Annotated in this window: 20 protein-coding genes; 13 read left to right on the forward strand and 7 right to left on the reverse strand. The window is 52.6% G+C overall.

Annotated elements, in window-relative coordinates:
- Positions 1 to 334 precede the first annotated feature (334 nt).
- Positions 335 to 1,267 carry an NAD(P)/FAD-dependent oxidoreductase gene (locus tag ABD852_RS02160; RefSeq protein ID WP_345026361.1) on the forward strand — a complete coding sequence of 311 codons (933 nt, stop codon included), beginning with the start codon at positions 335 to 337 and terminating at the stop codon, positions 1,265 to 1,267.
- A gap of 232 nt (positions 1,268 to 1,499) precedes the next feature.
- The gene (locus ABD852_RS02165; protein ID WP_345026362.1) at positions 1,500 to 2,237 is read left to right on the forward strand and encodes an SRPBCC family protein; all 738 of its coding nucleotides are present in this window, start codon (positions 1,500 to 1,502) and stop codon (positions 2,235 to 2,237) included.
- Between the two features lie 56 nt (positions 2,238 to 2,293).
- On the opposite strand, the gene glgX is transcribed toward ABD852_RS02165, so the two are convergent.
- Complete coding sequence (gene glgX, locus ABD852_RS02170) at positions 2,294 to 4,474, reverse strand: glycogen debranching protein GlgX (protein ID WP_345026363.1); 2,181 nt, start codon at positions 4,472 to 4,474, stop codon at positions 2,294 to 2,296.
- Between the two features lie 428 nt (positions 4,475 to 4,902).
- Here glgX and ABD852_RS02175 point away from each other — a divergent pair, with 428 nt between their 5' ends.
- Both ABD852_RS02175 and ABD852_RS02180 read left to right on the forward strand, forming a co-directional pair.
- Complete coding sequence (locus ABD852_RS02175; protein ID WP_345026364.1) at positions 4,903 to 5,568, forward strand: DUF6766 family protein; 666 nt, start codon at positions 4,903 to 4,905, stop codon at positions 5,566 to 5,568.
- A gap of 91 nt (positions 5,569 to 5,659) precedes the next feature.
- Positions 5,660 to 7,189, forward strand: coding sequence for an FAD-dependent oxidoreductase (locus ABD852_RS02180; RefSeq protein ID WP_345026365.1), 1,530 nt, complete (start codon positions 5,660 to 5,662; stop codon positions 7,187 to 7,189).
- A 40-nt stretch (positions 7,190 to 7,229) separates the two neighbouring features.
- On the opposite strand, the gene treZ is transcribed toward ABD852_RS02180, so the two are convergent.
- Entirely contained in the window at positions 7,230 to 9,089 is a 1,860-nt protein-coding gene (treZ, locus tag ABD852_RS02185) for a malto-oligosyltrehalose trehalohydrolase (RefSeq protein ID WP_345026366.1), read from the reverse strand.
- Between the two features lie 333 nt (positions 9,090 to 9,422).
- Between treZ and ABD852_RS02190 the strand changes: the two genes are divergently transcribed.
- The 3 genes from ABD852_RS02190 to ABD852_RS02200 all read left to right on the forward strand — a co-directional run bounded on the left by ABD852_RS02190 (position 9,423) and on the right by ABD852_RS02200 (position 11,162).
- Positions 9,423 to 9,917: a 4-alpha-glucanotransferase gene (locus tag ABD852_RS02190; protein ID WP_345026367.1), complete on the forward strand. Its 495-nt coding sequence runs from the start codon at positions 9,423 to 9,425 to the stop codon at positions 9,915 to 9,917.
- Positions 9,842 to 10,423, forward strand: coding sequence for a 4-alpha-glucanotransferase (locus ABD852_RS02195; RefSeq protein ID WP_345026578.1), 582 nt, complete (start codon positions 9,842 to 9,844; stop codon positions 10,421 to 10,423). Before ABD852_RS02190 ends, ABD852_RS02195 begins: the two co-directional genes overlap by 76 nt.
- A 91-nt stretch (positions 10,424 to 10,514) precedes the next feature.
- Positions 10,515 to 11,162, forward strand: a complete 648-nt coding sequence (locus ABD852_RS02200; protein WP_345026368.1) for a hypothetical protein — start codon at positions 10,515 to 10,517, stop codon at positions 11,160 to 11,162.
- Between the two features lie 12 nt (positions 11,163 to 11,174).
- Here the strand turns inward: ABD852_RS02200 and ABD852_RS02205 are convergent, their stop codons facing one another.
- Entirely contained in the window at positions 11,175 to 12,878 is a 1,704-nt protein-coding gene (locus ABD852_RS02205) for an alpha-amylase family glycosyl hydrolase (RefSeq protein WP_345026369.1), read from the reverse strand.
- A 371-nt stretch (positions 12,879 to 13,249) separates the two neighbouring features.
- Between ABD852_RS02205 and ABD852_RS02210 the strand changes: the two genes are divergently transcribed.
- Positions 13,250 to 13,777, forward strand: coding sequence for a hypothetical protein (locus ABD852_RS02210; RefSeq protein WP_345026370.1), 528 nt, complete (start codon positions 13,250 to 13,252; stop codon positions 13,775 to 13,777).
- 99 nt (positions 13,778 to 13,876) lie between these two features.
- Here ABD852_RS02210 and ABD852_RS02215 read toward each other — a convergent pair whose 3' ends face one another.
- The 3 genes from ABD852_RS02215 to ABD852_RS02225 all read right to left on the reverse strand — a co-directional run bounded on the left by ABD852_RS02215 (position 13,877) and on the right by ABD852_RS02225 (position 15,796).
- The gene (locus tag ABD852_RS02215) at positions 13,877 to 14,497 is read right to left on the reverse strand and encodes a hypothetical protein (protein WP_345026371.1); all 621 of its coding nucleotides are present in this window, start codon (positions 14,495 to 14,497) and stop codon (positions 13,877 to 13,879) included.
- A 61-nt stretch (positions 14,498 to 14,558) separates the two neighbouring features.
- On the reverse strand, positions 14,559 to 14,921 hold the full coding sequence (locus ABD852_RS02220; protein WP_345026372.1) for a DUF2200 domain-containing protein: 363 nt from the start codon (positions 14,919 to 14,921) through the stop codon (positions 14,559 to 14,561).
- Between the two features lie 65 nt (positions 14,922 to 14,986).
- On the reverse strand, positions 14,987 to 15,796 hold the full coding sequence (locus tag ABD852_RS02225; RefSeq protein WP_345026373.1) for an alpha/beta fold hydrolase: 810 nt from the start codon (positions 15,794 to 15,796) through the stop codon (positions 14,987 to 14,989).
- 359 nt (positions 15,797 to 16,155) lie between these two features.
- On the opposite strand from ABD852_RS02225, the gene purL reads away from it, so the two are divergent.
- From purL to truA, 3 genes are read left to right on the forward strand one after another with little or no spacing between them, the layout of a single operon-like run.
- Positions 16,156 to 19,809, forward strand: a complete 3,654-nt coding sequence (gene purL, locus ABD852_RS02230) for a phosphoribosylformylglycinamidine synthase (RefSeq protein ID WP_345026374.1) — start codon at positions 16,156 to 16,158, stop codon at positions 19,807 to 19,809.
- 15 nt (positions 19,810 to 19,824) lie between these two features.
- On the forward strand, positions 19,825 to 20,712 hold the full coding sequence (locus tag ABD852_RS02235) for a cation diffusion facilitator family transporter (protein ID WP_345026375.1): 888 nt from the start codon (positions 19,825 to 19,827) through the stop codon (positions 20,710 to 20,712).
- Between the two features lie 27 nt (positions 20,713 to 20,739).
- Positions 20,740 to 21,480, forward strand: a complete 741-nt coding sequence (gene truA, locus ABD852_RS02240; protein ID WP_345026376.1) for a tRNA pseudouridine(38-40) synthase TruA — start codon at positions 20,740 to 20,742, stop codon at positions 21,478 to 21,480.
- 9 nt (positions 21,481 to 21,489) lie between these two features.
- Here truA and ABD852_RS02245 read toward each other — a convergent pair whose 3' ends face one another.
- Positions 21,490 to 22,254 (reverse strand): NIPSNAP family protein, encoded by a 765-nt coding sequence (locus ABD852_RS02245; RefSeq protein ID WP_345026377.1) that lies wholly within the window; start codon positions 22,252 to 22,254, stop codon positions 21,490 to 21,492.
- Between the two features lie 269 nt (positions 22,255 to 22,523).
- Here ABD852_RS02245 and ABD852_RS02250 point away from each other — a divergent pair, with 269 nt between their 5' ends.
- Together ABD852_RS02250 and ABD852_RS02255 are read left to right on the forward strand one after the other, a co-directional pair.
- Positions 22,524 to 23,951, forward strand: a complete 1,428-nt coding sequence (locus ABD852_RS02250) for a Gfo/Idh/MocA family protein (RefSeq protein ID WP_345026378.1) — start codon at positions 22,524 to 22,526, stop codon at positions 23,949 to 23,951.
- A 50-nt stretch (positions 23,952 to 24,001) separates the two neighbouring features.
- Positions 24,002 to 24,766, forward strand: a complete 765-nt coding sequence (locus tag ABD852_RS02255; protein ID WP_345026379.1) for a glucosamine-6-phosphate deaminase — start codon at positions 24,002 to 24,004, stop codon at positions 24,764 to 24,766.
- Positions 24,767 to 24,963 lie beyond the last annotated feature (197 nt).

Genomic DNA, 24,963 nt, shown 5'->3' on the forward strand with positions numbered 1-24,963 from the left:
TCTGTATAGAAATTTTTCTATCGGTTTCTATGCGTTTCGGATGAAACGCACGCGCAAACTGTTTTCATGTCGGGGAATGAAACTTTGTACAATTTCGGGTTTGTGCGTGTGTCAGTTCTTCCGGCGCTTTCCCCGAAAGCTAAGAGCATGGCAAATATCTTGTCAACCGCATACGGTAAAATTCGCGGCGACCCGACCATTTTGTTGATCCCGCTGACTACCGGGTAAATGAAGAATACGCAGGTTTTATCGGCAATGCAGTTGCAGGTATGGAAAGAGTTGGTTTATATTTGCAACAATGTTGCAAATATAAACCAACTTAAAGTGTATTTTAATGAAAGAGCAGGAAGCACATTCTCCGGCGGAAGGCCGGAGTTTCGAAGCTGTTATTGTCGGCGGGAGCTACGCAGGACTATCGGCGGCGATGGCTTTGGGCCGCGCCCTGCGCAAAGTGCTGATTATTGATAGTGCGTTACCTTGTAACCGCCAAACGCCTCATTCTCATAACTTCATCACACATGACGGTGAGAAGCCCGGTGCAATTGCGGAAAAGGCAAGAGCGCAGGTACTGAAATACGACACCGTTACTTTCCGCCGGGACGAAGTGGTGGGGGGGACAAAAAGCATGGGCGGCTTCGAGCTGACTACCCGGTCCGGGGCGACATTTAACGCTGAGAAATTGATTTTTGCAACGGGTATAAAAGACACGATGCCGGCCATAAAGGGGTTTGCGGCGTGCTGGGGAATTTCCGTAATTCATTGTCCCTATTGCCATGGTTACGAGTACCGGGGACAAAATACAGGCATTATGGCCAACGGTGAAAAGGCTTTGCACCTGGCCTCGCTGGTAAACAATCTTACCGGTAAAATTACGATACTGACATCCGGCCAGCCCGACTTCAGTTCCGGACAGCTGGAAAAGCTGGACAGCCGCGGTATACAGGTGGTCAGCACCCCCGTCTCCGAAATTGAGCACGATGGCGGGCATGTCAGGAGCGTAGTTTTTGAAGACGGGCGTAAAATGGAGCTCGATGCCGTGTATGCCGCCATTCCGTTCACTCAGCATTCGGATCTCCCGTTTTTGCTGGGTTGTGAGCTAACCGAACACGGGAGAATCAAGGTAGATGCGGGGCAGAAAACCACTGTCAACGGGATTTTTGCCTGTGGCGACAATTCTTCCCCGATGCGTTCGGTGGCTTCTGCGGTTTCTACCGGCAATATTGCCGGCGCCATGCTCAATCACGGGCTTACGATGGAACGTTTTTAAAAAAGGACGGGCGGGGTGCCTGCCGGGCATTCCGTCGGCAAAACGTTCCTGGCGTTATTTGGGGATTTGTTACGCATACTGTTGTTAATTTCCCCCCGGAGGCATCGGCGCTTGAGTTGCCCGCGCAGAAAAAGGGGACAGGGCCGGGGATGGCACGGAAATGGCAGCCGGGTAAAGCAAGCCGCCGCCAGGCGGTTGATGGTTTATTAGTTTGAAAATCAACGTTATGACTATGAAAACTGCCAACAATTTTTTGCGGGTTTCCGACCGGGAAAGCGAAATCGTCCTGGATCCGTCCAACTACAGCTATATCAACATCGGCACTGGTGAGCGGATCGTCTCAACGCTGTCAGGAGTCGCCCTGACTGTATATGGTATATGGGCAACCCGCGGGTCGGGTCACCCGCGGGAAAGCAAATGGTATGAACTTTCTGCGGTGCCCGTTGGCATGTACCTGATTAAGCGGGGTGTTACCGGCTATTGTACCCTGAACAAAGCGATAAACCGCAATACGGCAGAAGGCAACGATTTTGTGCCGATAGAGCTCTCGGCAACGGTAAAGGTCGACAAGCCCAGAAAGGAGGTGTACAAAATGTGGAAAAACCTCGGCAATCTTCCGGCTCTCTTCCCGCACATTAAAAAGATAGAAGTAATCGACCCCGTTCATTCCCGTTGGACCGTAAGCGTGCCCAACACTTACGCCACAGTGCAGTGGACCGCCGAAATAAGCCACGACCAGCGCGACGAGCGCATCAGCTGGCAGTCCCTGGAGGGGTCCGATATCGGGAACGCAGGGGAGGTAACTTTTACGGATGCCGAAGGCGGCGGCACCGACGTGCGGGTTTTGATCCGCTATCTGCCGCCTGCCGGAAAGTTGGGAAAGCATGTCGCCGCCCTTTTCTCACACCGGTTTCAGAAGGTACTTTCGAAGGAGCTGAACGCTTTGACCCGTCAGCCGCCTGTTTTGTAAGTGAATTCCCTTACCGGGTACCCGCCGCCTGGCGCGGGAGTGAAGGTGACCGTATTTTATTGCGGAGCCACCTGCTCCGGCAGTTGTTTCGGTTTGGGTGATTTGAGTACAACCAGGCTGAAACGCTCGGCGTGGAGGTAGTCGCCCGGTGCGTATATTTTGCTTTTTTCGCGGGACATGCCGGCAGCGGTGTCAATTACCTTTATCCAGCTGTTTCCGTAGACAGGGGGCGGGAGCCGGAAGGAAACGTCTATCGGGATCCCGTTAAATAAAATGTAGAAGCTGTCATCCACAATTTTTTTGCCCTTATCGCCTGTAGGTACTCCGTATCCGTTGAGGTAAATGCCCACCGAGGCCGCCCGGTCATGCTGCCAGCTTTCATCCGGCATTTCCAGCCCGTCGGGGGTGAACCAGGCGATGTCTTCGATCCAATGTCCTTTGATCGGCTGGCCGCGGAACCACATGCGCCGGAAGAACACCGGGTGCTTTCTCCTGAAATGAATCAGTTTGCGCGTAAAAGCCAGGAACTGCGGGTCGGCCCGGTCCCAGTTCAGCCAACAGATTTCATTGTCCTGGCAGTAAGCGTTGTTATTTCCCCCCTGGGTGCGTCCCCATTCGTCGCCGGAAAGGATCATGGGCACCCCTTGCGAAAGGAAAAGCGTGGTAAGAAAGTTTCTCTTCTGGCGCAACCGGAGTTTTAAAACGGCTTCATCGGTGGTGGGCCCCTCGTGGCCGCAGTTCCAGGAGCGATTATAGTTCTCGCCATCCCGGTTTTCTTCCTGGTTGGCCAGGTTGTTTTTCTCATTGTACGAAACCAGGTCCTGCAGTGTAAAACCGTCGTGAGCGGTCACGAAGTTGATGCTCGCTGTGGGAAGTCTGAAGTCATTCTGGTAAAGATCGGAGCTGCCGGTGAAGCGAGCCGCCAGTTCGGCCAGCATGCCGCTTTCACCCCGCCAGTAATCCCGTACGCAATCGCGGTAAAGGTCGTTCCATTCAGCCCATCCCATCGGGAACTTGCCTACCTGGTAACCGCCTTCGCCCACATCCCAGGGTTCAGCGATTAGCTTTACGCGGGAAATGACAGGATCCTGGTAAATAATGTCGAAAAAAGTGCCCAGGCGATTTACCTCGTGCAGTTCCCTGGCAAGAGCCGAAGCCAGGTCGAACCGGAAGCCGTCAACGTGCATTTCTGAAATCCAATAGCGAAGGCTGTCCATGATAAGTTTCAGTACATTCGGCAAGGTTGAATTGAGGGTATTGCCGGTCCCGGTATAATCCATATAATAGCGGCGATCTTCTGTAAGCCGGTAATAGGCCGAATTGTCAATTCCGCGAAGGCAAATCGTCGGGCCCAGTTGATTCCCTTCGCCGGTATGGTTGTATACGACGTCGAGTATCACCTCAATACCCGCCTCGTGCAGCTTTTTTACCATGGTTTTGAACTCCGAAATTACCGTGTGCGGGGCTTTGGTACGGGTATAGCGGGGATCGGGAGCGAAGTAGCCGATCGTATTGTAACCCCAGTAATTGGTGAGCGATTTTTCTTCGAGATGGCGGTCTGAAAGGAAATAGTGAACCGGCATGAGCTCTATGGCTGTGATTCCTAATTTCCGGTAATAGTCGAGCATGACCGGATGGGCTACCGCCGCGTAAGTTCCGCGCAGTTTTTTAGGAGTCCGGGGATGCAGGTAAGTGAGCCCCTTCACGTGCGCTTCGTAGATGATCGTTTTATGGTAGGGGATGTCGGGAGGGGCGTCGTTTCCCCAGTCAAAATGATGATCAATCACAACCGACTTCGGTACAAAGGGTGCGCTGTCGGTATCGTCGAAGCTCAGGTCTTCTTCCGGCGACCCGACTTTATAGCCAAACAGCGCGTCGTGCCACCGCAGGCTACCCGTTATCGCCATGGCGTATGGGTCGATCAGCAATTTATTGACGTTGAAACGAAAACCGTTGGCCGGATCGTAAGGGCCATCGATCCGGTAACCGTAAAGTTGGCCGGGCATTAACCCCTCCAGGTAAATATGCCATACATTGTGCAAAACTTCTTCAAGCTGAAACCGGTCGGTCTCTTCCGGCGGGCCGTTCCGGTCAAAAAGACACAGGAAGACGGCCGTGGCATTTTCTGAGTAGATAGCGAAGTTGACGCCGCTGCCATCGTATCTGGCGCCAAGCGGGAAAGGTTTTCCCGGGAGAACTCGCGTTTTCTTATGGAATTTCCGGTGAACGTTTTTCATATTTTGTAGTGAGTGAATGCAGTTGCAGACACTTTTCGATGTCCGCCTGGCTGACTCAGTTTCAAAGCACGTGCCAGGCGCGCGTTAATTTCTGCAAATCGGGTAAGCCGGAGCGCGGCGACCGTGGTCCGCAGGTTTGATCCCAACCGGCTTTTTATGGGAGATTCGCTTTTTCACCCGATCTGAGGAAATCTGCAGCATCCCGCCGGGCACATTGTCCCAAACCATCTACCAAAGTCGCCAGGTCGGGATTGCCCGCAGGCTGCGGCCGTTTATAATCTGCTTCTTCTCCTGGTTGAGAACGACAGATTTGCCTCCTAACGATAGTACAAGGCGCAGGTTGGTATACGTTTTTAAATAATGGCTGACAGGACGCCGGTTACCGGAAGCCGGAGATATAAATTTTTGGCACGAAATGAAAGACAGCCATGAAACTGCCCGCACGAAATATCTTTTACCGGAACAGCCTTTCAATAATTTTTATCCTGATGTTCCTGTTGTCATGGGGAGCACAGATCTATTTTGGCTGGCGCCTGTACACCCATGAACTGGAGGAACGTGGAAAAGAAGCGGTGAGCCTTTCTGCCTATTTTTGGTCAGGGCACTCTATTTCGGCTACTTTCGAAAATTTCCAAAGCGAATTTTTCCAGATGTTCCTGTATGTGGTGCTGACGATTTTCCTCCGGCAGGTGGGGTCTGCCGAATCCAAAGATCCTGAGCTGCCGGAAGAGGTAGATCGGGAGCCATTGCCCTCGGCGTCGTCACCGGCCCCGGTGAAGGCCGGTGGATGGCGCCTACGTATTTACAAACATTCCCTGTCGATCGTTTTTGCCTTACTTTTTGCGGGAAGCTGGGGTGGGCACCTGCTGGGGAGCTACCGGAATTTTAACGAGGAAAAACTTTTAAACGACGAGCCTGCGGTACCGCTAAGCGAGTTCCTGGCTGAACCCGATTTTTGGTTTGAAACCTTCCAAAACTGGCAAAGCGAATTTTTATCCATCGCTTCCATCGTCATTCTGACTATTTTTTTGCGGCAAAAAGGATCTCCGGAATCCAAGCCCGTCGACGCTCCTCACAATCAAACGGGAAAATAGCCGCGACGCTTCAATGAATGGGCCGGCAGCTGTCTGAGTATTTTTAGAAAAAAACGGCCCAAGATCAACCTTTGCATTATACACTACTATTATGAACAGAGATGGGAAAAACAGGAGCTTGTGGCAGGATTGGCCGGCACCCTACCAGCCGCTGAACAGTGGAGGCTGTGATTACAATAAAGTTTATGACGCTCTTATCGTAGGAGGCGGGATAACCGGCCTTACTACCGGCGTGCTCCTGCAGGAAGCAGGCCTTGACTGCCTGCTGGCAGAGGCGCGCACCATCGGGTTCGGAACCAGCCTGGGCACAACCGCTCACCTCAACACGCTCATGGATACGCCTTATCCCCTTATCGAAAAAAGGTTCGGGCTATCGGGAGCCCGCCTGGTAGCCAAAGCCGGCGAAAAGGCGATAGCGCTCGTGGAAACGTTTACCGCCGAAACGGCTGTTGCCTGTAACTTTGAGCGCAAGACCGCCTGGCTGGTAGCGGCAACAGCGGAAGAGCGGCAACGGCTTGACGAAATCCGGGAGGCCTCCCTGCGTGCCGGTCTTACGGCATACCCCGTGTCGGACTGTCCGGTAAAGCTGCCTTTTCTTGCCGGTTGTTGTTTTGAAGCGCAGGGGCAGGTAAACGCGGGCGCCTACCTCTGTTCATTGGCACAAAGATTCGAAGAAAGCGGGGGGATCATCCTGGAACATACGCTGGTTGACGAAACAGAAAGGGAGACTGACTACCACAAAGTGTCTACGATGGAAGGTGTTATCAAGGCCCGCCGGCTGATATATGCCACACATATACCGCCGGGTGTAAATCAGTTTTCGGTCTTATGCGCCCCCTACCGAAGTTACGCAGTTGCCTTTACGCTCGCCGACGGCCACTATCCCGACGGGCTGGCATACGATATGAAAGAGCCCTACAATTATTTCAGGACCCAGCGGGTTGGTGACCGGGATTATGTCATTGCGGGCGGCTTTGATCATAAATGCGGCCACGAAGAAAATACCGAAAACGTGTTTCGACAGCTTGAAGCAATGGTGAGAGCGTATTTCAACGTTTCTGAAATAGCCTATAAATGGTCTTCCCAATACTTTGAGCCCGCTGACGGCCTGCCTTATATCGGACGTTACCCCGGGCGGGAGGAAACTTTCGTGGCCACCGGGTTTAGCGGGAATGGCTTCACCTTTGGCACGTTTTCAGCCATTTTGATTTCAGAGCTAATCATGTCCGGCGAATCCGAGTTTGAATCGCTTTTTAGCCCTTCACGGCTTAAACCGCTCGCTTCGGCCAAAAACCTGGTAATGGAAAACGCGGATGTAGTGGCGGAATGGCTGGCCGGTTTTTGGAAAAATGACAAAATCAGCCTGCTGACCGAGCTCGCACCCGGAGATGCACGGGTGGTCGAATGGGAGGGCAAATCGCTCGCAATTTATAAGTCGGAAACGGGAAAAATCTATGCAGTGAATGCGGTATGCCCACATTTCGGCTGCAAGGTCAGCTGGAACAATACCGAACGGTCGTGGGATTGCCCCTGTCACGGCAGCAGGTTTTCATTTGACGGCTCCCTTCTGACTGGTCCGGCACTATCCGGACTGCAAGGCCGGGACCTGGATGAATCCTGATAAAAAGGCGGTTTGATTCCTCAAAGCCGCCTTCCCGCATTTACCGTGAGTCGTGCTCGCCGGCATAACGGTCCAACAGGATGAATTGAAGCGGTTTAACCCTGACACTTTTCTGTTCCGGTTCCGGCGGGGCGGTATGCGCTCCCCCTTCCTGGTAGGTGCTTTGCCATCGTAAGTCGGCAGAGTTGAGCAGAACTCCCCATTTACGATCATCCGGAAGGCGGAATGACAGGCTCTCTTCAGAGAAATTCAAAAGGGCCAGCACCAGGTGCTCCGCCTCTTCGCCCGCGCGGTAAAGCGCCAGTCCATTGTTACCGATAAGGTCGGTCCAGGTGGCGTCTTTGTTGAAATTTTTCAGTGCAGGATGCGTCCTCCGCAAGTGTAGGAGACGCTCTGTCCACTCCCATAAGACTTTGTGCCTGCCGACCCGGCGTTTTTCCCAATCGATTTTTGACCTCCGGAAAGTTTCCAGGTCGACTGGATCGGGAAATTCCTTTTCGTTACTGAAAGCAGCGAGCAGGCTTTTTCTCCCTTCGGAAACCGCATTGATCAGGTCCTGGTCTGAGTGGCTTACAAAGTAGTAAAACGGGACGTCCTCCCCGTATTCTTCCCCCATGAAAAGCATTGGGATATAGGGAGCAGTCAACAAGGCTCCCATTGCAAGCTTCAGATGGTCGAAATCTACCAGTACGCTCAGCCGTTCACCGTTTACCCGGTTGCCGACCTGGTCGTGATTTTGATTGAAAACGATAAAGCGCTCTCCGGGTACTCCGGCCGACGACCTGCCGTAGCGGCGTCGCCGGAAACCGACGTACTCGCCGCTATGGACAAAACCGGCTTCATAAGCCTTTTGAAGGTGTCGGGTCGTTCCGAAGTCGGCGTAGCGTGATCTCCCTTTTTTATCAAGCAATACGTACAGCGCATGATGAAAATCATCGAGCCACTGCGCGTCAAGCCCATGTCCGCCCGATTCCGGCGGCTGTACCACCCGCGGGCTGTTCAGATCGGATTCGGCAATGAGATAAAACCGGTTGCCGGTGAGAGGCGGATTGGCCTTCAGCTTCTTATGGATCAATTCCCAGATGGATACCGCCCCGCGGTCATATATTTCGTGGATGGCGTCCAGCCGGAGGCCGTCGACGTGAAAATAATGCGCCCAGTAAAGAATATTATCGGCGATGTACGCTCTGACCGGGTCCGAATAGTCACCGTCAAAATTTATGGCGTCACCCCAGGGCGTCCGGTAATGGTCGGTAAAATAAGGGCCGAACTTTCCGAGGTAATTCCCTTCGGGTCCCAGGTGATTGTAGACAACGTCCAGGAAAATGGCGACGTTAGCCTGATGAGCGGCATCGACCAGTTTTTTCAGCCCTTCCGGCCCGCCATAAGAATCCTGCACAGCATAGGGGTAAACGGCATCGTAGCCCCAGTTCCGGTTCTCCGGGAACTGCGCTACCGGAAGGAGTTCAAGCGCATTGACACCCAGGCTTTTGAGCGTCTCGAGGCGGGGGATTATCGCTTCAAATGTGCCTTCGGGTGTGAAGGTACCCACATGCAGTTCATAAAGCACCAGCTCCTGTAAAGGAATTCCTTTCCATTCGTGGTCGGTCCATGCAAAAGTATGATGATCCACAACCTTGCTGGGACCATGCACGCCCTTGGGCTGGAATTGTGATGCCGGGTCCGGGTAATCTGCTTCGCCGTCCGGGTTATAGAAATAAAGTGTAGAGGCGGGAAGCTTTTCAACTTCCGCTATAAAATACCCTTCCGGTTTTGGTATCATTTCAATTTCCCGTTCGTCCGGGAAAACTAGGTGCAGCGTCATTTGCTTGCTGAACGGTGCCCAGACCCTGAACAGGCATGAACCGTTTTTCCTGTAATAAGAACCCGCGTTTAACATAGATGTGTGGATTAGGTGGGAGGGGCAGATTGGTTATAAAGGTTGCCGGTGCGGCGAATTAAGAATGACCCCAGTCTGAAACAAGCGGACCAATTCCATTCCAGGGACTAAATTCCAAAAAGGGAAACCGGAAAACGGCGCCGGGAAGACCGGCCTTTCGCCAAAAAAGCGGTACCGCCGCTCCGGAAATATAGAAAGGCGGTTGAGTAGGTTTTCTACAGATTGGGGGAAATATGCTTTTAATAACACAATGCTGTAACCACCTTTCCCGCAGGGCGGTCCAAATGAAAGTGGCATGCTTTTGGCCTTTCCCACCCGGAAGAGACAGAAGCCATGACTTACACACCTAAACCGGAGGACAAGCGCCTGGAAGAGAGGCAGACGGACTTTTCTGCCTGGAAAAACGAACACCGCCGGTATGGAGGACTCCTTTTGCCTGTAACCAGTCTACCCTCGCCGTATTGCATTGGGGATCTCGGTCCTGAAGCCTACCGCTTTATTGATTTTTTGCATGCGGCCCGCCAGCGAATCTGGCAGGTACTTCCCGTTGGGCCTACCGATGGCGGCCAGTCCCATTCTCCCTACGCTGCTTTGTCCGGTATGGCCGGCAACAGCTTGTTGATCAGTCCCGATCTGATGCGGGAGGAAGGATGGCTGACAAACGGGGATTTGAAAGAATACGAAAGGGCCCCGGGAAATGTTGATTATGCATCCGCCTGGATCATTTCAGGGCATTTTCTTCCTACTGGGAAATTCCGGCAAAAGCAGAAACTGCCGCAGGTGGAACCTGGCGGCGGGGGCCCGGCTCAGGTTTTTTCAAGGCCATGAAACGCAGGCTGGGACATTTGCCATTCATTGCCGAAGATCTTGGAGATTTGACTGATGACGTCTGTCGATTGCGGAAACGATGGGCGCTGCCGGGGATGAAGGTGCTTCAGTTCGCCTTCGGAAGGGATATGCCGGTTTCCGGGTTTATCCCTCACCACTATACCGCCGATTTTTTTTCTTACACCGGCACGCACGACAACAATACTGTAAGAGGGTGGTACCGCCACGAACTGAGCGCGGGCGGACGCCGGCGGGTGAACGCCTATCTGGGGCAAAACGTGAACGAGGAAAACCTGCCTTTCAAGCTCATCAGGCTACTTTACGCTTCAGTGGCGGGGGCAGTCATTATTCCCGTACAGGACCTGCTGGGGCTTGATGAAAACGCCAGGATGAACCGCCCCGGTTCGGTTAGCAGTCAGAATTGGGTATGGCGCCTGAAAAAGGGTCAGCTTACCGCCCGGCATGCGGGGGTACTCAGAGAATACGCGGCACTGTACGATCGCTAAAGCTTCGGAACGCACACGTTATGCCGCGTTCCGATCGCCAAAAAACGAAAGAATTTGCTATAAACATCAGCTCAAAATCAACGCAAATATTATGAAACCTATGGAAAGCTTCACAGAAAAATGGTTCGGTTTTCAGCCCGAAATATTGCCGGAACAGTTTGTTGGCAGGATGCTCAGCGCCCGAAGTACAAAGACTTTTGCCGATACCGACGCAGCGAATATGGCTTATCTAAAAGCCAGGGAGCGACTGTTGAACGTGAACGAGTGGGGCGCCTATACGAATGAAGCCCTGGCTGACTTTCAGCTCGTAGATGAAAATGGCGAGAAAGTATCGGGAAAAGCGGCGAAAGGGCTCAGGATAAGAATCGATATTCCCGGCCCGGGGACCTTCGAAGGAGAGGGTTTTGACTGGGCATTGATAGAGGAAATGGAAGAAGATGCGAGGGAAGACCTGGAGTACGTGGCTTTCAGGGTACGGCCTGCCGCGAACCCTGAAAAGAAAAAAAGTGAGGTCGCCCACTTCTATAACCCGCAATCTACCAGCACCATGGTGGTATACCGGGATGATCTGAGCGTTACCTGTGCCATCTATGACCGCAACCTTAGCGCGAACACGGAGCATACAACCAATCTGGCTGACAAAATGAGGAATGCGGTAGTGGGGAACCTCGCGGCCTCGGGCCTCTCCGGCGTACAATGGCAGGCATTGGTCGACGCCTTGTGGGGAGAGATGGCCTGATCATGCAGGCTATTACCTGATCCTCGGCGGAGTAGAACCTGTAGTGGCGAGCCCCTCCGTGGAAGCAGGATCCTCCGGTTGGCCGGCTCCGGGCTCCAGGCGGATAATCAGGCCCTCGTCGCCATTTAACAAGATAGGGCCTGATGTCGGTAATCCTTCCCGGCCCGGGAGGGTATTGATCACAACTTCTCCGTGCCATTGCTGGTGGGGCGGGTCGAAACGTGCCGGACCGGCAGTCAGGTTGAGTACCACCATGAACTTGTCACCTTCCGGAGCTGCCCTTACATAGGCGAGCACCTGCTGGTCGGTGTAAAGCGGTGTGTAAGCGCCCCTGGTGAATGCCGGCTCATTTTTTCGCAAATCGATTAATTTCCGGTAAAGATTCAGCATGGAAGCAGGTGCGTGCTGTTGGTTGGCCACGTTGACCTCATTATAGTTGTGAGCCAGCCGCAGCCAGGCTTTTGTTTGGGAAAAACCGGCGTACGGTGAGCTGTCCCACTGCATGGGCGTGCGGCCCGGGTCGCGGCTGGCATACAGGTCGGGGAATCCCAGGCCCTGCGGGTCTACAATTTCCGACCGGGGAATCGCCACGTCGGTCATGCCGATTTCTTCACCATAGTACAGGGTCGGCGTACCTCTCAGGGTCAGCAGCAGCATGGCAGCTACCCGGGCTTGCGGAAGGCCTATCCTTGTTGCAATTCTGCGCTGGTCGTGGTTGCCCAGGACCCAATTCGGCCAGCCGCCTTCGGGGAGCGCACCTTCATATTCGTTAATGATCGCGGATATCTGCTCAGCCTTCCATTCTGCAGTCAGCAATTGAAAGTTAAAGGGGAGGTGCGCTCCTTTATTATCTTTTCCGTAGTAATGAATCAATTTGCTTACCGGCAGGTAAATCTCACCAATGAGTACTTTCTGACCATAGCTTTCAAGCAGTTCCCGCATGGCCCGTACGATTTCATGAACTTCGGGCTGGTCGGTGGAGTAGACCGGCAGGTAATCGTCGTAAAAATCGCTGGCCGGGTCTGTCCCGGGCTGCGACGGATTATTTCGCAGCAGCTCGTCTTTTACCATGTGCCACATTACATCTACTCTGAACCCGTCCACATGTTTTTCAAGCCAGAATCTCATTACATCCAGAATGGCCTGCCACACCTCGGGGTTCCGCCAGTTAAGGTCAGGCTGTTCTTTCAGGAATGCATGGTAATAGAATTGGCCGGTGGCGGAGTCGTATTCCCAGGCGGGCCCCCCGAAAACACTTTTCCAGTTATTGGGTGGGGTATGGTCGGGGCCTCCATCCTGCCAGATGTACCAGTTTCTTTTCCGGTTGTGCAAGTCTTTGCGGGATTCCCGGAACCAGGGGTGCTGATCGGAAGTATGGTTAGGTACCAGGTCGAGAATGAGTTTCATGTCTCTCCTGTGGACTTCACTGATCAGCCGGTCAAAATCGTCGATAGACCCGAAGAGCGGGTCTATACCCGTGTAGTCTGAAATGTCGTAGCCGAAATCAGCCATGGGTGAGCGGAATACCGGTGAAAGCCAGATACAATCCACCTGCATCCATTTGAGGTAATCGAGTCTTTGGATAACACCATTCAGGTCGCCTACGCCATCTTGGTTGGTGTCCTGGAATGACCGGGGGTAAACCTGGTAGATGACCCCGGTTTCCCACCAGGGCTGCCGGCTGGTATTTTCTTCCTTGTTATACATCTGGGCCATAACGTTTAGGTAGAGGTACCAACAAAAGCCGTACCGTTGCGGCTAAGAGGCGGCATGAATGGTTTGAAATCTTTCGGATTTAGCCCGTTGACGCCTTTTGGGTGGGTTTCGGCAAAATATAAAGGTGAATGAGAGGTATGTCGTGCCGGGTGAAACAGGCTGTGGTACTTTTTGCGCCGTATACCTCAGTTACCTTTTTGAAGCGACAGGGTGGTCGTGCAGTGGAAGCCCGGTCACAATCCCTCTTTCCGTCGGCGGGACAGGTTCCGGTAGCGTACGTATAGTGTTTTTGGGTTATTTATGGGTTTGATTAACAGGAGTTTGGCAAGGTATTTTTGTCGGTCAGGATTAACAAATTAAATCAGATCGTTATGAAACGCACTATTTTATTGACAGCACTGATGACCGGTTGGGTTGTCGGAGCTGTTGCACAGGTAACGCCACCGGCCGCTCCCTCGGCCCCGGTTCCACCGGCCCAGGACAGCCGGGCTTTACGATTTCCCTACATGGGCCAGGGAACCTATAGCTCAGTAGAAATGAACACGGTTCCTCAAAATATCCAATCCAGTTTCGGTACCGATTATTCGGGTGTTCAGGACGCGCGATGGGAATATAACAACGACGTGTATAGAAGTTCATTCATGCAGGATGGCAAAAACAAAGCGGTTCTATATGGCCGGGACGGCAGAATAATCGAAGCGCGAACCGGCACCACCATGAACGGTCTGCCTTCTGCCGTTCAGAGCGCGCTGACCGGAAAAAACGTGACTTCGCCATATGAAATCAAGGTAGGAGATAATACCTATTATTCAGCACAGGTGGACGGAAAGGAAATGTATTATGACGCGAACGGAAAAGCGCTGGAAATGCAGGCGCTTCCAAATGAACAGGATCGGTAGGGATCGGGCCGTTGCTGGTTTCCCTGCAGCCTTATCTGAAGGGAAGGCCCGATGTAAAAATTTACAGCGTGGTATAACGGCGTGCCTGAATCTGAAAGGTTATTTATAAGACATTTCTTCCGGGTAGACCAGCGGGTTTACGATAACGCCGGCGTCGGTATGAACCAGGTGCTGGCGGTGGTTTAGTCGGCGCTGCTCGGCCTCGAAGTATTCCGATTGGTTCAGGAGAGCCTGATGCAGCTTTTTTATGGCCACGGAAAAATTTCCAACCGGGTAAAAAATAGAGAGCGTTGTCCTGACGGGTATTTTCCGGTTGGAAAAGAAGGCGGTAAACCAACAGAAATCCGATTCTTTCGTGCCTTGGGGCAAGGTCCATTTCCCGTTCGTACTTTCTATGTTATTTCTTAGCCAATTCTGGATTTCGGGCTTAAAAAAGCCGTCAATCCGGATAGAATCGACCTGTCCCTTCCCGTTTACACGAAAATAGACAATGCCGCTTTCTTTTGAAATTCTGCTGAAACCGAAAAACAGGTAGTCCCGTAAAGTCCTGATGTGATGGTCTGGAAAATTGTAGTTGGGTACGATTTTAAACTGGTCGAAAGTCGGCGTCCACCTGGTAGTCTGGGCATAGGAACCCGGAGCCGAAAGGATCAACAGGAAGATGGCGCCTGCCTGTAGCAGGGCCGTTTGATGTTTCCACGGTATACGGAAAATCCTCATATAGGTGTTTTGTGTCGTAAAAGCAGGAGCGAGTCGCGCTCTTTAAGGTTGGCCCGGCCTGTCAGGTCCTCAGAATTTTTTCCATCTTCCTGCCTTTTGCCAGCTCATCCACGAGCTTGTCCAGATACCTCGCTTTCTGTGTAAGCGGGTTTTCAATTTCCTCCACCCGGTAACCACAGATAACGCCCGTGATAAGGTGCGCGTTGGAGTTGAGCTTCGCCCGTTGGAAAAAAGTTTCGAAAGTGGCTTTTTCCTCGATCAGGCTTTGAATTTGTTTATCGTCGAACCCGGTCAGCCAGGTGATTACTTCGGTAAGCTCTTCCTTTGTCCGCCCTTTCTTTTCGACTTTATCAACATAATGGGGGTAAACGGACGAAAAAGTCATATTGGCTATGCGCTGGTGGTGTTTTTCGGAGTTATCCATAGTCAGTTTCGAGTTTGGTAAACGCAGGTAGCGGGCCTGGTCCCTAAAGTTAACGATGAGCGGGTTTATCCGGCCTGGCTGTCCCGGCTGCTCAAAAATTGGTCAATGATCGGAAGAGCCGACGGCATCTCTCCGTCGGGGATGGCAGGCCCGGTGGCTTCGCCCAGGTAACCGCCGTGCCCACCCGGCAGTACTACCAGGCTGCTGCCAGGGACAAGCCGGACCATCGCTTCCATGTGTTCTCTTGACCCCACGTCCTGTACCGCATTGATAAACAATACCGGTGATTTTATTTTCTGAAGCTGTTCATCGGGGAAATCTTCCAGATACACCATCCGGTCCGAGCACTTCCGGTACAGGCGCATGAGTTTCTCCGGATCGGGGGTGAGTGCCAGGAAAGCTTCCTTGTAAATTTGCGGCATGTCGTTAAAGGTGCCGTTGCGCATAAATTCCCAAAACAGATCGGGTGCGCCGTTCCGTTTTAACAGCACCGAGGCGGCAATCACCCGGTTGCAAAAGCGCGGATGGCGAATCGCAAGTTGCAGGGCCGTCATACCGCCATTGCTGAAGCCCAGGAGGTCTGCCTGTTGAATGCCCAGCTTCACAAGCAGCGCAGCCACATCGTCGGCATCCTGTTGAAAGGAAATCGGGGCGTCGCGATCGCCGGTTCTGCCGTGTGCCTGCAGCTCCATGCAAATGAGCCTGCGTTTTTGAGCCAGGAACGGGATCACCCGCCCGAAAGAGGTCTGGATCGTCGATGCGCCGCCATGAAGCAGCACGAGCGGTTCCCCTTCTCCGTACAGCTCATAGTACATCCGCAGGCCGTTTACTTCGGCGAAGCCGTTTTGAAAAGGTATTTCTGTGTGAAGGCTCATTTTGCTTAGGTCTGGATTCTAATTCGTTAACGATCAAGAAAGGCAAAAACGTGCAAACCGCAATCTCCCTTATACATCCAACGGCCGGAAAATCCCGTAAGTGCCGGCTATGGCCGGCCACTAATTTCCGGGAACGCGCCCGCTACCACATCGGATACCTGCTTAAAGTGGCTATCCTTCTCTTTTCTAATCACCAGGATTGTTTAGCCGCCGACGGCTTTTGGATCGGGTTGATGATTGCCGACTGAAAAGATACAAACCTGAAACGAGTTTTGCTACCGCGACGCTGATACTTATCCCCTTTTTAGCAGGTTAAGGCTGAAAAAGGAGTTATATTTGCATAGTCATTAATCGCTACCATGATTTACTTTTTTGAAAACAAATCCGCTTCAGTTTTTGCCGTACAATCCGATCAGCGTTTAACCGATGAAGACATCGAGAAGCTCAACTGGCTTTTCGGAGAAGCCTTCCGGATTGAAGCTGAAAGCCTGGATGGCTTTTTTGTTGGCCCCCGGGCTACCATGATTACCCCCTGGAGTACTAATGCAGTCGACATTACCCGGAATATGGGTATTGGGCATATTCTCCGTATCGAGCAGTTTGAAAAGGTAGAGGAGACCTTCCGGGATTTTGACCCCATGCTCCACCAGAAATTTGAATCGCTGAGCCAGTCGATATTTACGGTAGACATTCAGCCCTCACCCATTTTGGAAATTGAGGATATCGGTGCCTACAACGAACAGGAAGGGCTCGCTTTGAGCCGGGAGGAAGTTGACTACCTGAATGAGCTCGTCGTAAAACTGGGCAGAAAACTGACCGATTCGGAGGTGTTCGGGTTTTCACAGGTAAACTCGGAGCACTGCCGTCATAAGATATTCAACGGGACTTTCGTAATTGATGGCGAGGAAAAGACAGATTCGCTTTTCAAACTGATCAAAAAAACCTCGCAGGCCAATCCGAACGACATTGTATCGGCTTACAAAGACAACGTCGCCTTTCTAAAAGGACCGAAAGTAGAGCAGTTCGCACCCAAAAAAGCGAATGTGGCCGACTACTACGAGACAAAACCGTTTGATTCAGTTATTTCACTTAAGGCCGAGACTCATAATTTTCCCACCACGGTAGAACCGTTTAATGGTGCTGCCACGGGTTCGGGCGGTGAGATCAGGGACCGCCTTGCCGGCGGGCAGGGTTCGCTTCCGCTGGCCGGGACCGCCGTTTACATGACGGCCTATTCGCGCCTCGAAGCAGGGCGGGAGTGGGAAGACGGCATGGAAGAACGGGAGTGGTTGTATCAAACTCCCATCGATATCCTGATCAAGGCCTCGAACGGGGCTTCCGATTTTGGTAATAAATTCGGGCAGCCGCTCATCGCCGGGTCGGTACTTACCTTTGAGCATGAAGAAAACGGCCGCCGGCTGGGCTATGATAAAGTTATTATGCAGGCTGGGGGGATTGGCTATGGCAAGCTCGAACAATCTAAGAAAAGAGAGCCTCAGCCCGGCGACCAGGTGGTAATCCTGGGCGGTGACAACTACCGGATCGGGATGGGCGGCGCGGCCGTTTCTTCGGCCAATACCGGCTCGTTCGGTTCGGGGATTGAGCTTAACGCCATCCAGCGATCCAACCCGGAAATGCAAAAAAGGGTAGCCAATGCGATCCGGGGCCTCGTAGAAAATGAGGAAAACCCCATCGTCTCCATCCACGACCACGGCGCCGGGGGGCATCTCAACTGCCTTTCTGAGCTGGTGGAAAGCTCTGGCGGGCATATTGATCTTGATAAACTCCCGGTTGGCGATCCAACGCTTTCGGCCAAGGAAATCATCGGTAACGAATCCCAGGAAAGAATGGGGCTCGTGATCGGCAAAGAGCACCTGGACACCCTCCGGGAACTGGCCGAGCGTGAACGCGCCCCCATGTTCGTAGTAGGAGAAGTAACCAGCGACCATCGTTTCACAATTGAATCGGAGACGACCGGGGCCAAGCCGATGGATTTTGCGCTGGCCGATATGTTCGGAAGCTCTCCCAAAACGATTATGGACGACCGCTCGGTAGAAGCGGCGTACCGGCCCCTTGCTTATGACGCCGCCCGCGTGGAAAGCTATCTCCGGCAGGTGCTTCAACTGGAGGCGGTAGCTTCGAAAGACTGGCTCACCAATAAGGTAGACCGCTGCGTGGGCGGACGAGTTGCCAAACAGCAATGTGCCGGCCCGCTTCAATTGCCGCTGAATAACTGCGGTGTAATGGCGCTGGATTTTAACGGTAAAGACGGGATTGCCACTTCGGTCGGTCATTCCCCGCTGGCCGCTTTGATCGACGAAAGAGCCGGCAGCCGCAACGCGATCGGGGAGGCACTGACGAACCTGGTTTGGGCGCCGCTGGAAAACGGCCTGAAAAGTGTTTCGCTATCGGCAAACTGGATGTGGCCATGCCGCAACCCCGGTGAGGACGCCCGCCTGTACAACGCGGTAGAAGCCTGCTCGGATTTCGCTATTGCGCTCGGGATCAATATTCCTACCGGAAAAGATTCCCTGTCGATGAAGCAAAAGTATAAGGACAAGGAGGTGATTGCACCCGGAACCGTTATCATTTCGGCTGCCGGCCATTGTGCCGATATCCGGAAAGTCGTTGAACCGGTGCTTAAAAAGGACGGTGGATCCATTTATTACCTGAACCTGTCAGGTGACAGCTTCAAGCTGGGCGGTTCGTCACTGGCCCAGGTACTGAACGCGATAGGCACCGAAGCGCCAGACATACAGAACGCAGAGCAATTCAAACTGGCTTTCAACACCCTGCAGGAACTGGTCGGCAAGGGGCTTGTCCGGGCCGGTCACGACGTAGGCAGCGGTGGTCTGATCACCTCCCTGCTGGAAATGACATTTGCAGATGTAAACCTGGGCGCGCGGCTTGATCTAACCTCATTAGGCGAAAGTGACCTGGTCAAAACACTGTTTGCCGAGAATATCGGTGTCATCATCCAGGCCCCGGCCGAAGTCGAGGCGCTGCTTTCCGAAAAGGGAATTGCATTCCACAAAATCGGGAATGTTGTAGCAGCCGATCAGATGACCATCAGGCACTACGATACCCAACTGACGTTGAACATACCCGATTTGCGGGATACCTGGTTCAGGACTTCCTACCTGCTTGATATTCACCAGACCGGGGAAAAGCTTGCCAAAGCGCGTTACGATCACTACAAAGTGCAGCCGCTTCAATACCGTTTCCCTGCAGGCTTTACGGGTAAGATGCCGGCTGCCGGCAATCAGCCCCGGCCCAAAGCGGCCATTATCCGGGAAAAAGGAAGCAATTCAGAGAGAGAGCTGGCCAATGCCCTTTACCTGGCAGGTTTCGACGTGAAGGACATTCACATGACGGACCTTGTTTCAGGCCGTGAAACCCTTGAAGATGTCAGGTTCATCGGCGCGGTAGGTGGTTTCTCGAATTCCGACGTGCTGGGCTCTGCGAAAGGATGGGCCGGTGCTTTCAAATACAACGAAAAAGCCCGGACTGCCATTACCAATTTCTTCCGGCGCGAGGATACGCTTTCGGTCGGCATATGTAACGGCTGTCAGCTGTTTGTCGAGCTGGGGCTGATTTACCCGGAACATGAGCAGCATCCGAAGATGCTCCACAACGACAGCCACAAGCACGAAAGTATTTTTACCTCCATTGCGGTTCAACCCAACGACAGCGTAATGTTCTCTTCCCTGGCGGGGGCAACCCTGGGGGTTTGGGTATCGCATGGCGAGGGTAAATTCTACCTGCCTTACGCCGAGAGTGAATATCGGATTCTCGGGAAATACGGTTACGATGCTTACCCGGCAAGCCCGAACGGCTCGGATTACAATACCGCCGTGCTGAGCGACAAAACCGGGCGCCACGTGGTAATCATGCCGCATATTGAACGTTCCTTGTTCCAGTGGCACTGGGCCCACTACCCGGCAGACCGAAATGATGAAGTGACCCCATGGATGGAAGCATTTGTGAATGCCCGGAAGTGGATGGAGCAATAAATCGGAACAGGTACGATGTCTCAAAAAAAGACCGCGATACAAACCGTTTATTTCAGCATTGCGGGTAGTTTTGGGCTTGCCCTTGCGAAAGGCATAACCGGCGTACTCGGCAATTCATTTGCCTTGATCGCCGACGCAATTGAGTCTACTTCGGATGTGTTTTCTTCAGTCCTGGTGTTACTGGGGCTGAAGTATGCACACCGGGATGCCGACGACAACCATCCCTATGGCCACGGCCGGATTGAACCTCTGGTTACGTTCGCGGTAGTGGCTTTCCTGGTGGTTTCGGCGGCGATCATCGCGCACGAAGCGGTTCAGAACATAGGAACGCCGCACGAGCTCCCGGCTTCCTGGACGCTTTGGATCCTGGGAATTATCATTGGCTGGAAAGAAATCTCTTACCAGTGGGTAATGCGAAGGGGAAAAGAAACGCACAGCTCCGCGCTCAAGGCCGATGCCTGGCACCACCGGAGCGATGCCATCACTTCTGTTGCCGCATTTGCCGGCATTGCAATAGCCAATGTGATGGGAGAGGGCTGGGAGGCCGCCGACGACTGGGCGGCTTTACTGGCAGCAGTCGCTATTTTGTACAATTGCTACCGGATTTTCCGGCCTGCCCTGGGGGAATTAATGGATGAACAGGTATATGATGACCTTGTCGATGAAATAAGGCTGGTCGCCGATACGGTTCCAGGCGTGCTCGGTACCGAAAAATGCTATGTGCGTAAGTCCGGTATGTTTTTTTATGTAGACCTGCACGCGATCGTAGATGGCGAGCTGACTGTCTCGGAAGGCCATTTCCTGGCCCATACGCTGTCGGATACGCTCAAAGAGAAGATCCCTAACATCGGGAATGTCCTGGTTCACGTAGAACCCAAGGACTATACGCGGGTTGATTTTTAGGCGAAAGCCGGCCTCTATACTTATCAAATGCGTTACTTTATAGAACACGCTTATAACGGTACCGCCTATTGCGGGTGGCAGATCCAGGACAACGGGATTACCGTTCAGCAGGTGCTGGAAGAAAAGCTCTCCGTTCTGCTTCGTGAGCCGATCCGGTTAACCGGCAGCAGCAGGACCGACACAGGCGTTCACGCGCGCCAGCAATTTGCACATTTTGACGTGGAGGGAGCTATTGCGAATCCTGAGGACCTGGCTTTCCGGTTGAACGGGATGCTGCCCTTTGACATTGCAGTGGAAAGGGTAATCCCGGTAAACGCAAATTTTCACTCAAGGTTCGACGCCACGCACCGCCGTTATTGCTACCGGATCACGCGCAGGAAAGACCCGTTTTCGCCATATGGCGCCTATTATTACCGGAAGCCCGTCGACCTGTCCCGCATGAATGAAGCAGCGGCCCTGTTGCTCCGCCACCGGGACTTTGAGAGTTTCAGCAAGATTCATACCGATGTCAACCATTTCGAATGCACCATCACGGAGGCCTATTGGGAAAATGAGGATCCGCGGGTGCTGCAATTCCATGTTAAATCCAATCGTTTTCTGCGCGGGATGGTACGGGCCCTGGTTGGGACTTTGCTGCAGGTCGGGGAGGAGAAACGGAGCGTTGCGGATTTCGAAGCGCTGATCCTGGCAAAGAACAGAAAAATGGCGGGCCCGCAGGCGCCGCCACATGGTTTGTACCTGGTAGAAGTAGGGTACGATACCCTTTAAGACCGGGTCTTAAAGGTCGGAATAATCGGTCGGGAAAAGGAGAAAGGTCCATCGCCCCGAAACGTTGTTCTGATAATTAGGGTCTGCTTTCAGCTTCCCCCATTCAGCATCCGTCCGGAAAGCTTCCCAATGCTCATCTCTTGATTTCATGTTTTCGAAGGTGGTCATGTAGATCATATTGGGCTGATCTTTTCCTGCCAACACCTCTCCATAAAACATGGGATTGAATCCCAGCCGGTTGAAAATAGGAATTTCGCCGCCCTTGTTAAACATGGCGACTTTGTTGAGGTACCGCCTTTCGGTCGGCCCCTCGTAGCTGCGCAATTCATATACACGCTCCGGGGCCGGGGATTTCAGGTTCGGCTTCTTGTGACGGGGAGAGCCCGAAAACGAACGCATGAGCGTACCCTCGATTCGCTTATAAGGCGCATTGTCGTGCGCAGCTTCCAGGTAGTCTTTGCCTTTCTCGCGATATTCGGCATTTTTTTCAAGCAGTGACGGAAGTTTCTCAAATAAACCCAGGTTAGGGTAAGGCGTGAGTACAAAAACAACTTTTCCGAAATTCTCCTTATCGCTTGCCACCGGCTTGAACACACCTATGGCCTGAATCCCGGCTTTTTTTGCAGCCGGAAGGTAAGCGTTCTTCAGGTAGTCGTCCAATCGTTTTTCCTGTGCTTCATTGCTGAGGGTGTACTTCTTTAGCTCATAATATTCCTGCGCAAAACCACTTATGGCGGAAAAAATTAACAGGAATGCAGTAATCCATGTCTTCATAAAGGAACTTTAGGTTGGTGAATTTGAATTTTGACGCTTTAATAGTGTCGGAATGACGCTAACTATGCAAAGCTAATAAAATGCAGGTTCTAATGTTAGCTTTCTCCAGGCCGCCTGAACCGGCCCGTTTCGAGAACGTTACCAGTATTATTCGTGACGGAACTCGCTTTGATACAGGTTTATTTTTGTAGAATTGCCGAAATAGTCCCTGTTTCTTCAGGGAGTTCCGACGTTGCTATTCATCTTAAACACCTTATCTGTAAATAACTATGAATAAACGAGAGTTTTTAAAAGCGGCCGGTTTGGGCGGTCTGGCGCTGAACGGATGGAGCGCCTGTGCGAAAGGAACTACCGGCGCGCATGCTTCGTCTCATTTTACCAATACTTATGACTTGTCAAAAAAGGTACATAAGCAGACCTTTAATATGACCGGCTATGCCGCCCCGAAAATTGATACCGTTAAAATTGCCTACCTCGGCCTCGGAAACCGGGGGTATGGTGCCATTCAGCGGATGGTCAACATTGCCAACACAGACATCAGGGCCATTGCCGATGTGGTGCCTGAAAAGCTGGACCGGGCGAAAAAGTTTTTTGACAAAACCCGGCATAAACCGGAAGTCTATACCGGCAGTGACGAAGCGTGGAAGAAGGCCGTAGACCGTGATGACATTGACCTGGTATACATCTGTACGCCCTGGTACCTGCACGCCCCTATGGCCCTGTATGCAATGGAAAAAGGCAAGCACGTGGCGGTGGAAATCCCTGCGGCGCTCACGCTTGAAGAATGCTGGAGCCTGGTGGAGACTTCGGAGCGCACCAAAAAGCACTGTATGATGCTTGAAAACTGCTGCTATGGCTTCTTTGAACTGCTGACGCTCAATATGGCCCGCCAGAAGTATTTCGGCGAGGTCCTGCACGTGGAAGGCGCTTATATCCACGACCTGTTCGATTCACTTTTTGACCAGAGCAAACGGTACGACCTGTGGCGGCTGCGGGCCAACTTACGCAATGCCAATTTGTACCCCATGCACGGGCTTGGCCCCATCAGCCAGGTCCTGGACATCAACCGGGGCGACCAGTATGATTACCTCGTTTCCATGTCAAGCAACGATTTCATGCTGAAACCGCGCGCCGACAAACTTGCAGCTTCCGACCCGCACTATAAGGAGTTTGGCGGCAAGTCTTACCGGGGAAATATGAATACGACCACCATCAGGACCAAAAAAGGCAAGACCCTGATGGTACAGCATGATGTCACCAGCCCGCGCCCGTACTCGCGTATTCACCTGGTGAGTGGCACCGAAGGAGTGGCACAGCAATACCCGCTGCCCGGGCGGGTAGCCAAGGGGCATGAGTGGCTGAAAGAAGAAGAATTCAAAGCGCTGGAGAAACAATATGAACCGCCTATCGTGAAACGGATCGGGGAGCTCGCCAAAAAAGTAGGTGGCCACGGCGGAATGGATTTCCTGATGGACTGGCGCATGATCGACTGTCTCAGGAATGGCTTGCCGCTGGAAATGGATGTATATGACGCGGCAGCCTGGAGCGCTACCATACCGCTTAGCGAATGGTCGATTGCCAACCGTTCAAATTCCATCGACTTTCCGGATTTTACCGGCGGTTCCTGGAAAAGCAATAAACCGGTGGATATTTCAATGTCGACGGGCGGTAACACTGAAATTGTTATTGTGGGTTAATCCTCCGGCGATTTTCATAAACTTTTTTGATGTAACAGATAACATAGACAATGAGTATTTCAGTTTTTGAAAATGCGCAGGAGCTGGGCCGCGCAGCAGGCGTGCATGCAGCCGATCTTTTACGCAGCGCAATTGCAGAAAAAGGACATGCCAACCTGATCGTGGCAACCGGTACCAGCCAGTTTGAAACGCTTAAACAGCTCGTAGCGGAAGAGGGAATTGATTGGTCAAAAGTGACGATGTTTCACCTGGATGAATATATAGGTCTGCCTGTAACCCATCCGGCCAGCTTCAGGAAATACCTGAAAGAACGCTTCCTGGAGATGCTTCCGCCGCTTGAGGCCGCATACCTGATCAGCGGCGAGGGCGATGTAGCGGCCGAGCGTAAAAAGCTGGGCGACCTCATTACTGCTCACCCGATTGACGTGGCGCTCGTAGGTATTGGTGAGAACGGGCACCTGGCTTTTAACGATCCGCCCGCAAATTTTGACACGGAGGAGCCGTACCTGACGGTGGACCTGGACGGTCCCTGCCGCATGCAGCAATTGAATGAAGGCTGGTTTGGCTCGCTACAGGAAGTACCGGAGCAAGCCATCAGCATGTCGATCAGGCAGATTATGAAGTCAAAACACATTATCTGCTCGGTTCCGGACGAGAGAAAGGCTGAGGCCGTAAAAAACAGCCTCACGCAGGAAGTGAGCAACCTGTTCCCCGCGAGCATTCTGCAGCAGCACCCCAGCTGCCATTATTACCTGGACGAGGCTTCCGCATCGCTCATTTCAATTGATGGGGCTTCGGTGTCGGCACTGGCGTAATTCCTGAAAACAAGCGGGTAACGCGCCGATGATAGTAAATTGAGGGCCGGCAAAAGGTAATTTGCCGGCCTTTTTCTATCTTAACGCAACATTTATCCAACCCAAGTTATGGATGACCTGCATGATGCTTCCCTCCCTTCTGACAGAAGGGCTTTTTTGCGGAAATCCGCTGCGCTTGCGCTGACCTTTCCCGTGTT

This window comes from Ravibacter arvi, assembly GCF_039540405.1.
Lineage (GTDB): Bacteria > Bacteroidota > Bacteroidia > Cytophagales > Spirosomataceae > Ravibacter > Ravibacter arvi.

Bases quoted from the DNA above. Each gene is read 5' to 3' on its own strand.
- ABD852_RS02160 (WP_345026361.1), top strand. From the start codon at position 335: ATGAAAGAGCAGGAAGCACATTCTCCGGCGGAAGGCCGGAGTTTCGAA.
- ABD852_RS02165 (WP_345026362.1), top strand. From the start codon at position 1,500: ATGAAAACTGCCAACAATTTTTTGCGGGTTTCCGACCGGGAAAGCGAA.
- glgX (WP_345026363.1), bottom strand. From the start codon at position 4,474: ATGAAAAACGTTCACCGGAAATTCCATAAGAAAACGCGAGTTCTCCCG.
- ABD852_RS02175 (WP_345026364.1), top strand. From the start codon at position 4,903: ATGAAACTGCCCGCACGAAATATCTTTTACCGGAACAGCCTTTCAATA.
- ABD852_RS02180 (WP_345026365.1), top strand. From the start codon at position 5,660: ATGAACAGAGATGGGAAAAACAGGAGCTTGTGGCAGGATTGGCCGGCA.
- treZ (WP_345026366.1), bottom strand. From the start codon at position 9,089: ATGTTAAACGCGGGTTCTTATTACAGGAAAAACGGTTCATGCCTGTTC.
- ABD852_RS02190 (WP_345026367.1), top strand. From the start codon at position 9,423: ATGACTTACACACCTAAACCGGAGGACAAGCGCCTGGAAGAGAGGCAG.
- ABD852_RS02200 (WP_345026368.1), top strand. From the start codon at position 10,515: ATGAAACCTATGGAAAGCTTCACAGAAAAATGGTTCGGTTTTCAGCCC.
- ABD852_RS02205 (WP_345026369.1), bottom strand. From the start codon at position 12,878: ATGGCCCAGATGTATAACAAGGAAGAAAATACCAGCCGGCAGCCCTGG.
- ABD852_RS02210 (WP_345026370.1), top strand. From the start codon at position 13,250: ATGAAACGCACTATTTTATTGACAGCACTGATGACCGGTTGGGTTGTC.
- ABD852_RS02215 (WP_345026371.1), bottom strand. From the start codon at position 14,497: ATGAGGATTTTCCGTATACCGTGGAAACATCAAACGGCCCTGCTACAG.
- ABD852_RS02220 (WP_345026372.1), bottom strand. From the start codon at position 14,921: ATGGATAACTCCGAAAAACACCACCAGCGCATAGCCAATATGACTTTT.
- ABD852_RS02225 (WP_345026373.1), bottom strand. From the start codon at position 15,796: ATGAGCCTTCACACAGAAATACCTTTTCAAAACGGCTTCGCCGAAGTA.
- purL (WP_345026374.1), top strand. From the start codon at position 16,156: ATGATTTACTTTTTTGAAAACAAATCCGCTTCAGTTTTTGCCGTACAA.
- ABD852_RS02235 (WP_345026375.1), top strand. From the start codon at position 19,825: ATGTCTCAAAAAAAGACCGCGATACAAACCGTTTATTTCAGCATTGCG.
- truA (WP_345026376.1), top strand. From the start codon at position 20,740: ATGCGTTACTTTATAGAACACGCTTATAACGGTACCGCCTATTGCGGG.
- ABD852_RS02245 (WP_345026377.1), bottom strand. From the start codon at position 22,254: ATGAAGACATGGATTACTGCATTCCTGTTAATTTTTTCCGCCATAAGT.
- ABD852_RS02250 (WP_345026378.1), top strand. From the start codon at position 22,524: ATGAATAAACGAGAGTTTTTAAAAGCGGCCGGTTTGGGCGGTCTGGCG.
- ABD852_RS02255 (WP_345026379.1), top strand. From the start codon at position 24,002: ATGAGTATTTCAGTTTTTGAAAATGCGCAGGAGCTGGGCCGCGCAGCA.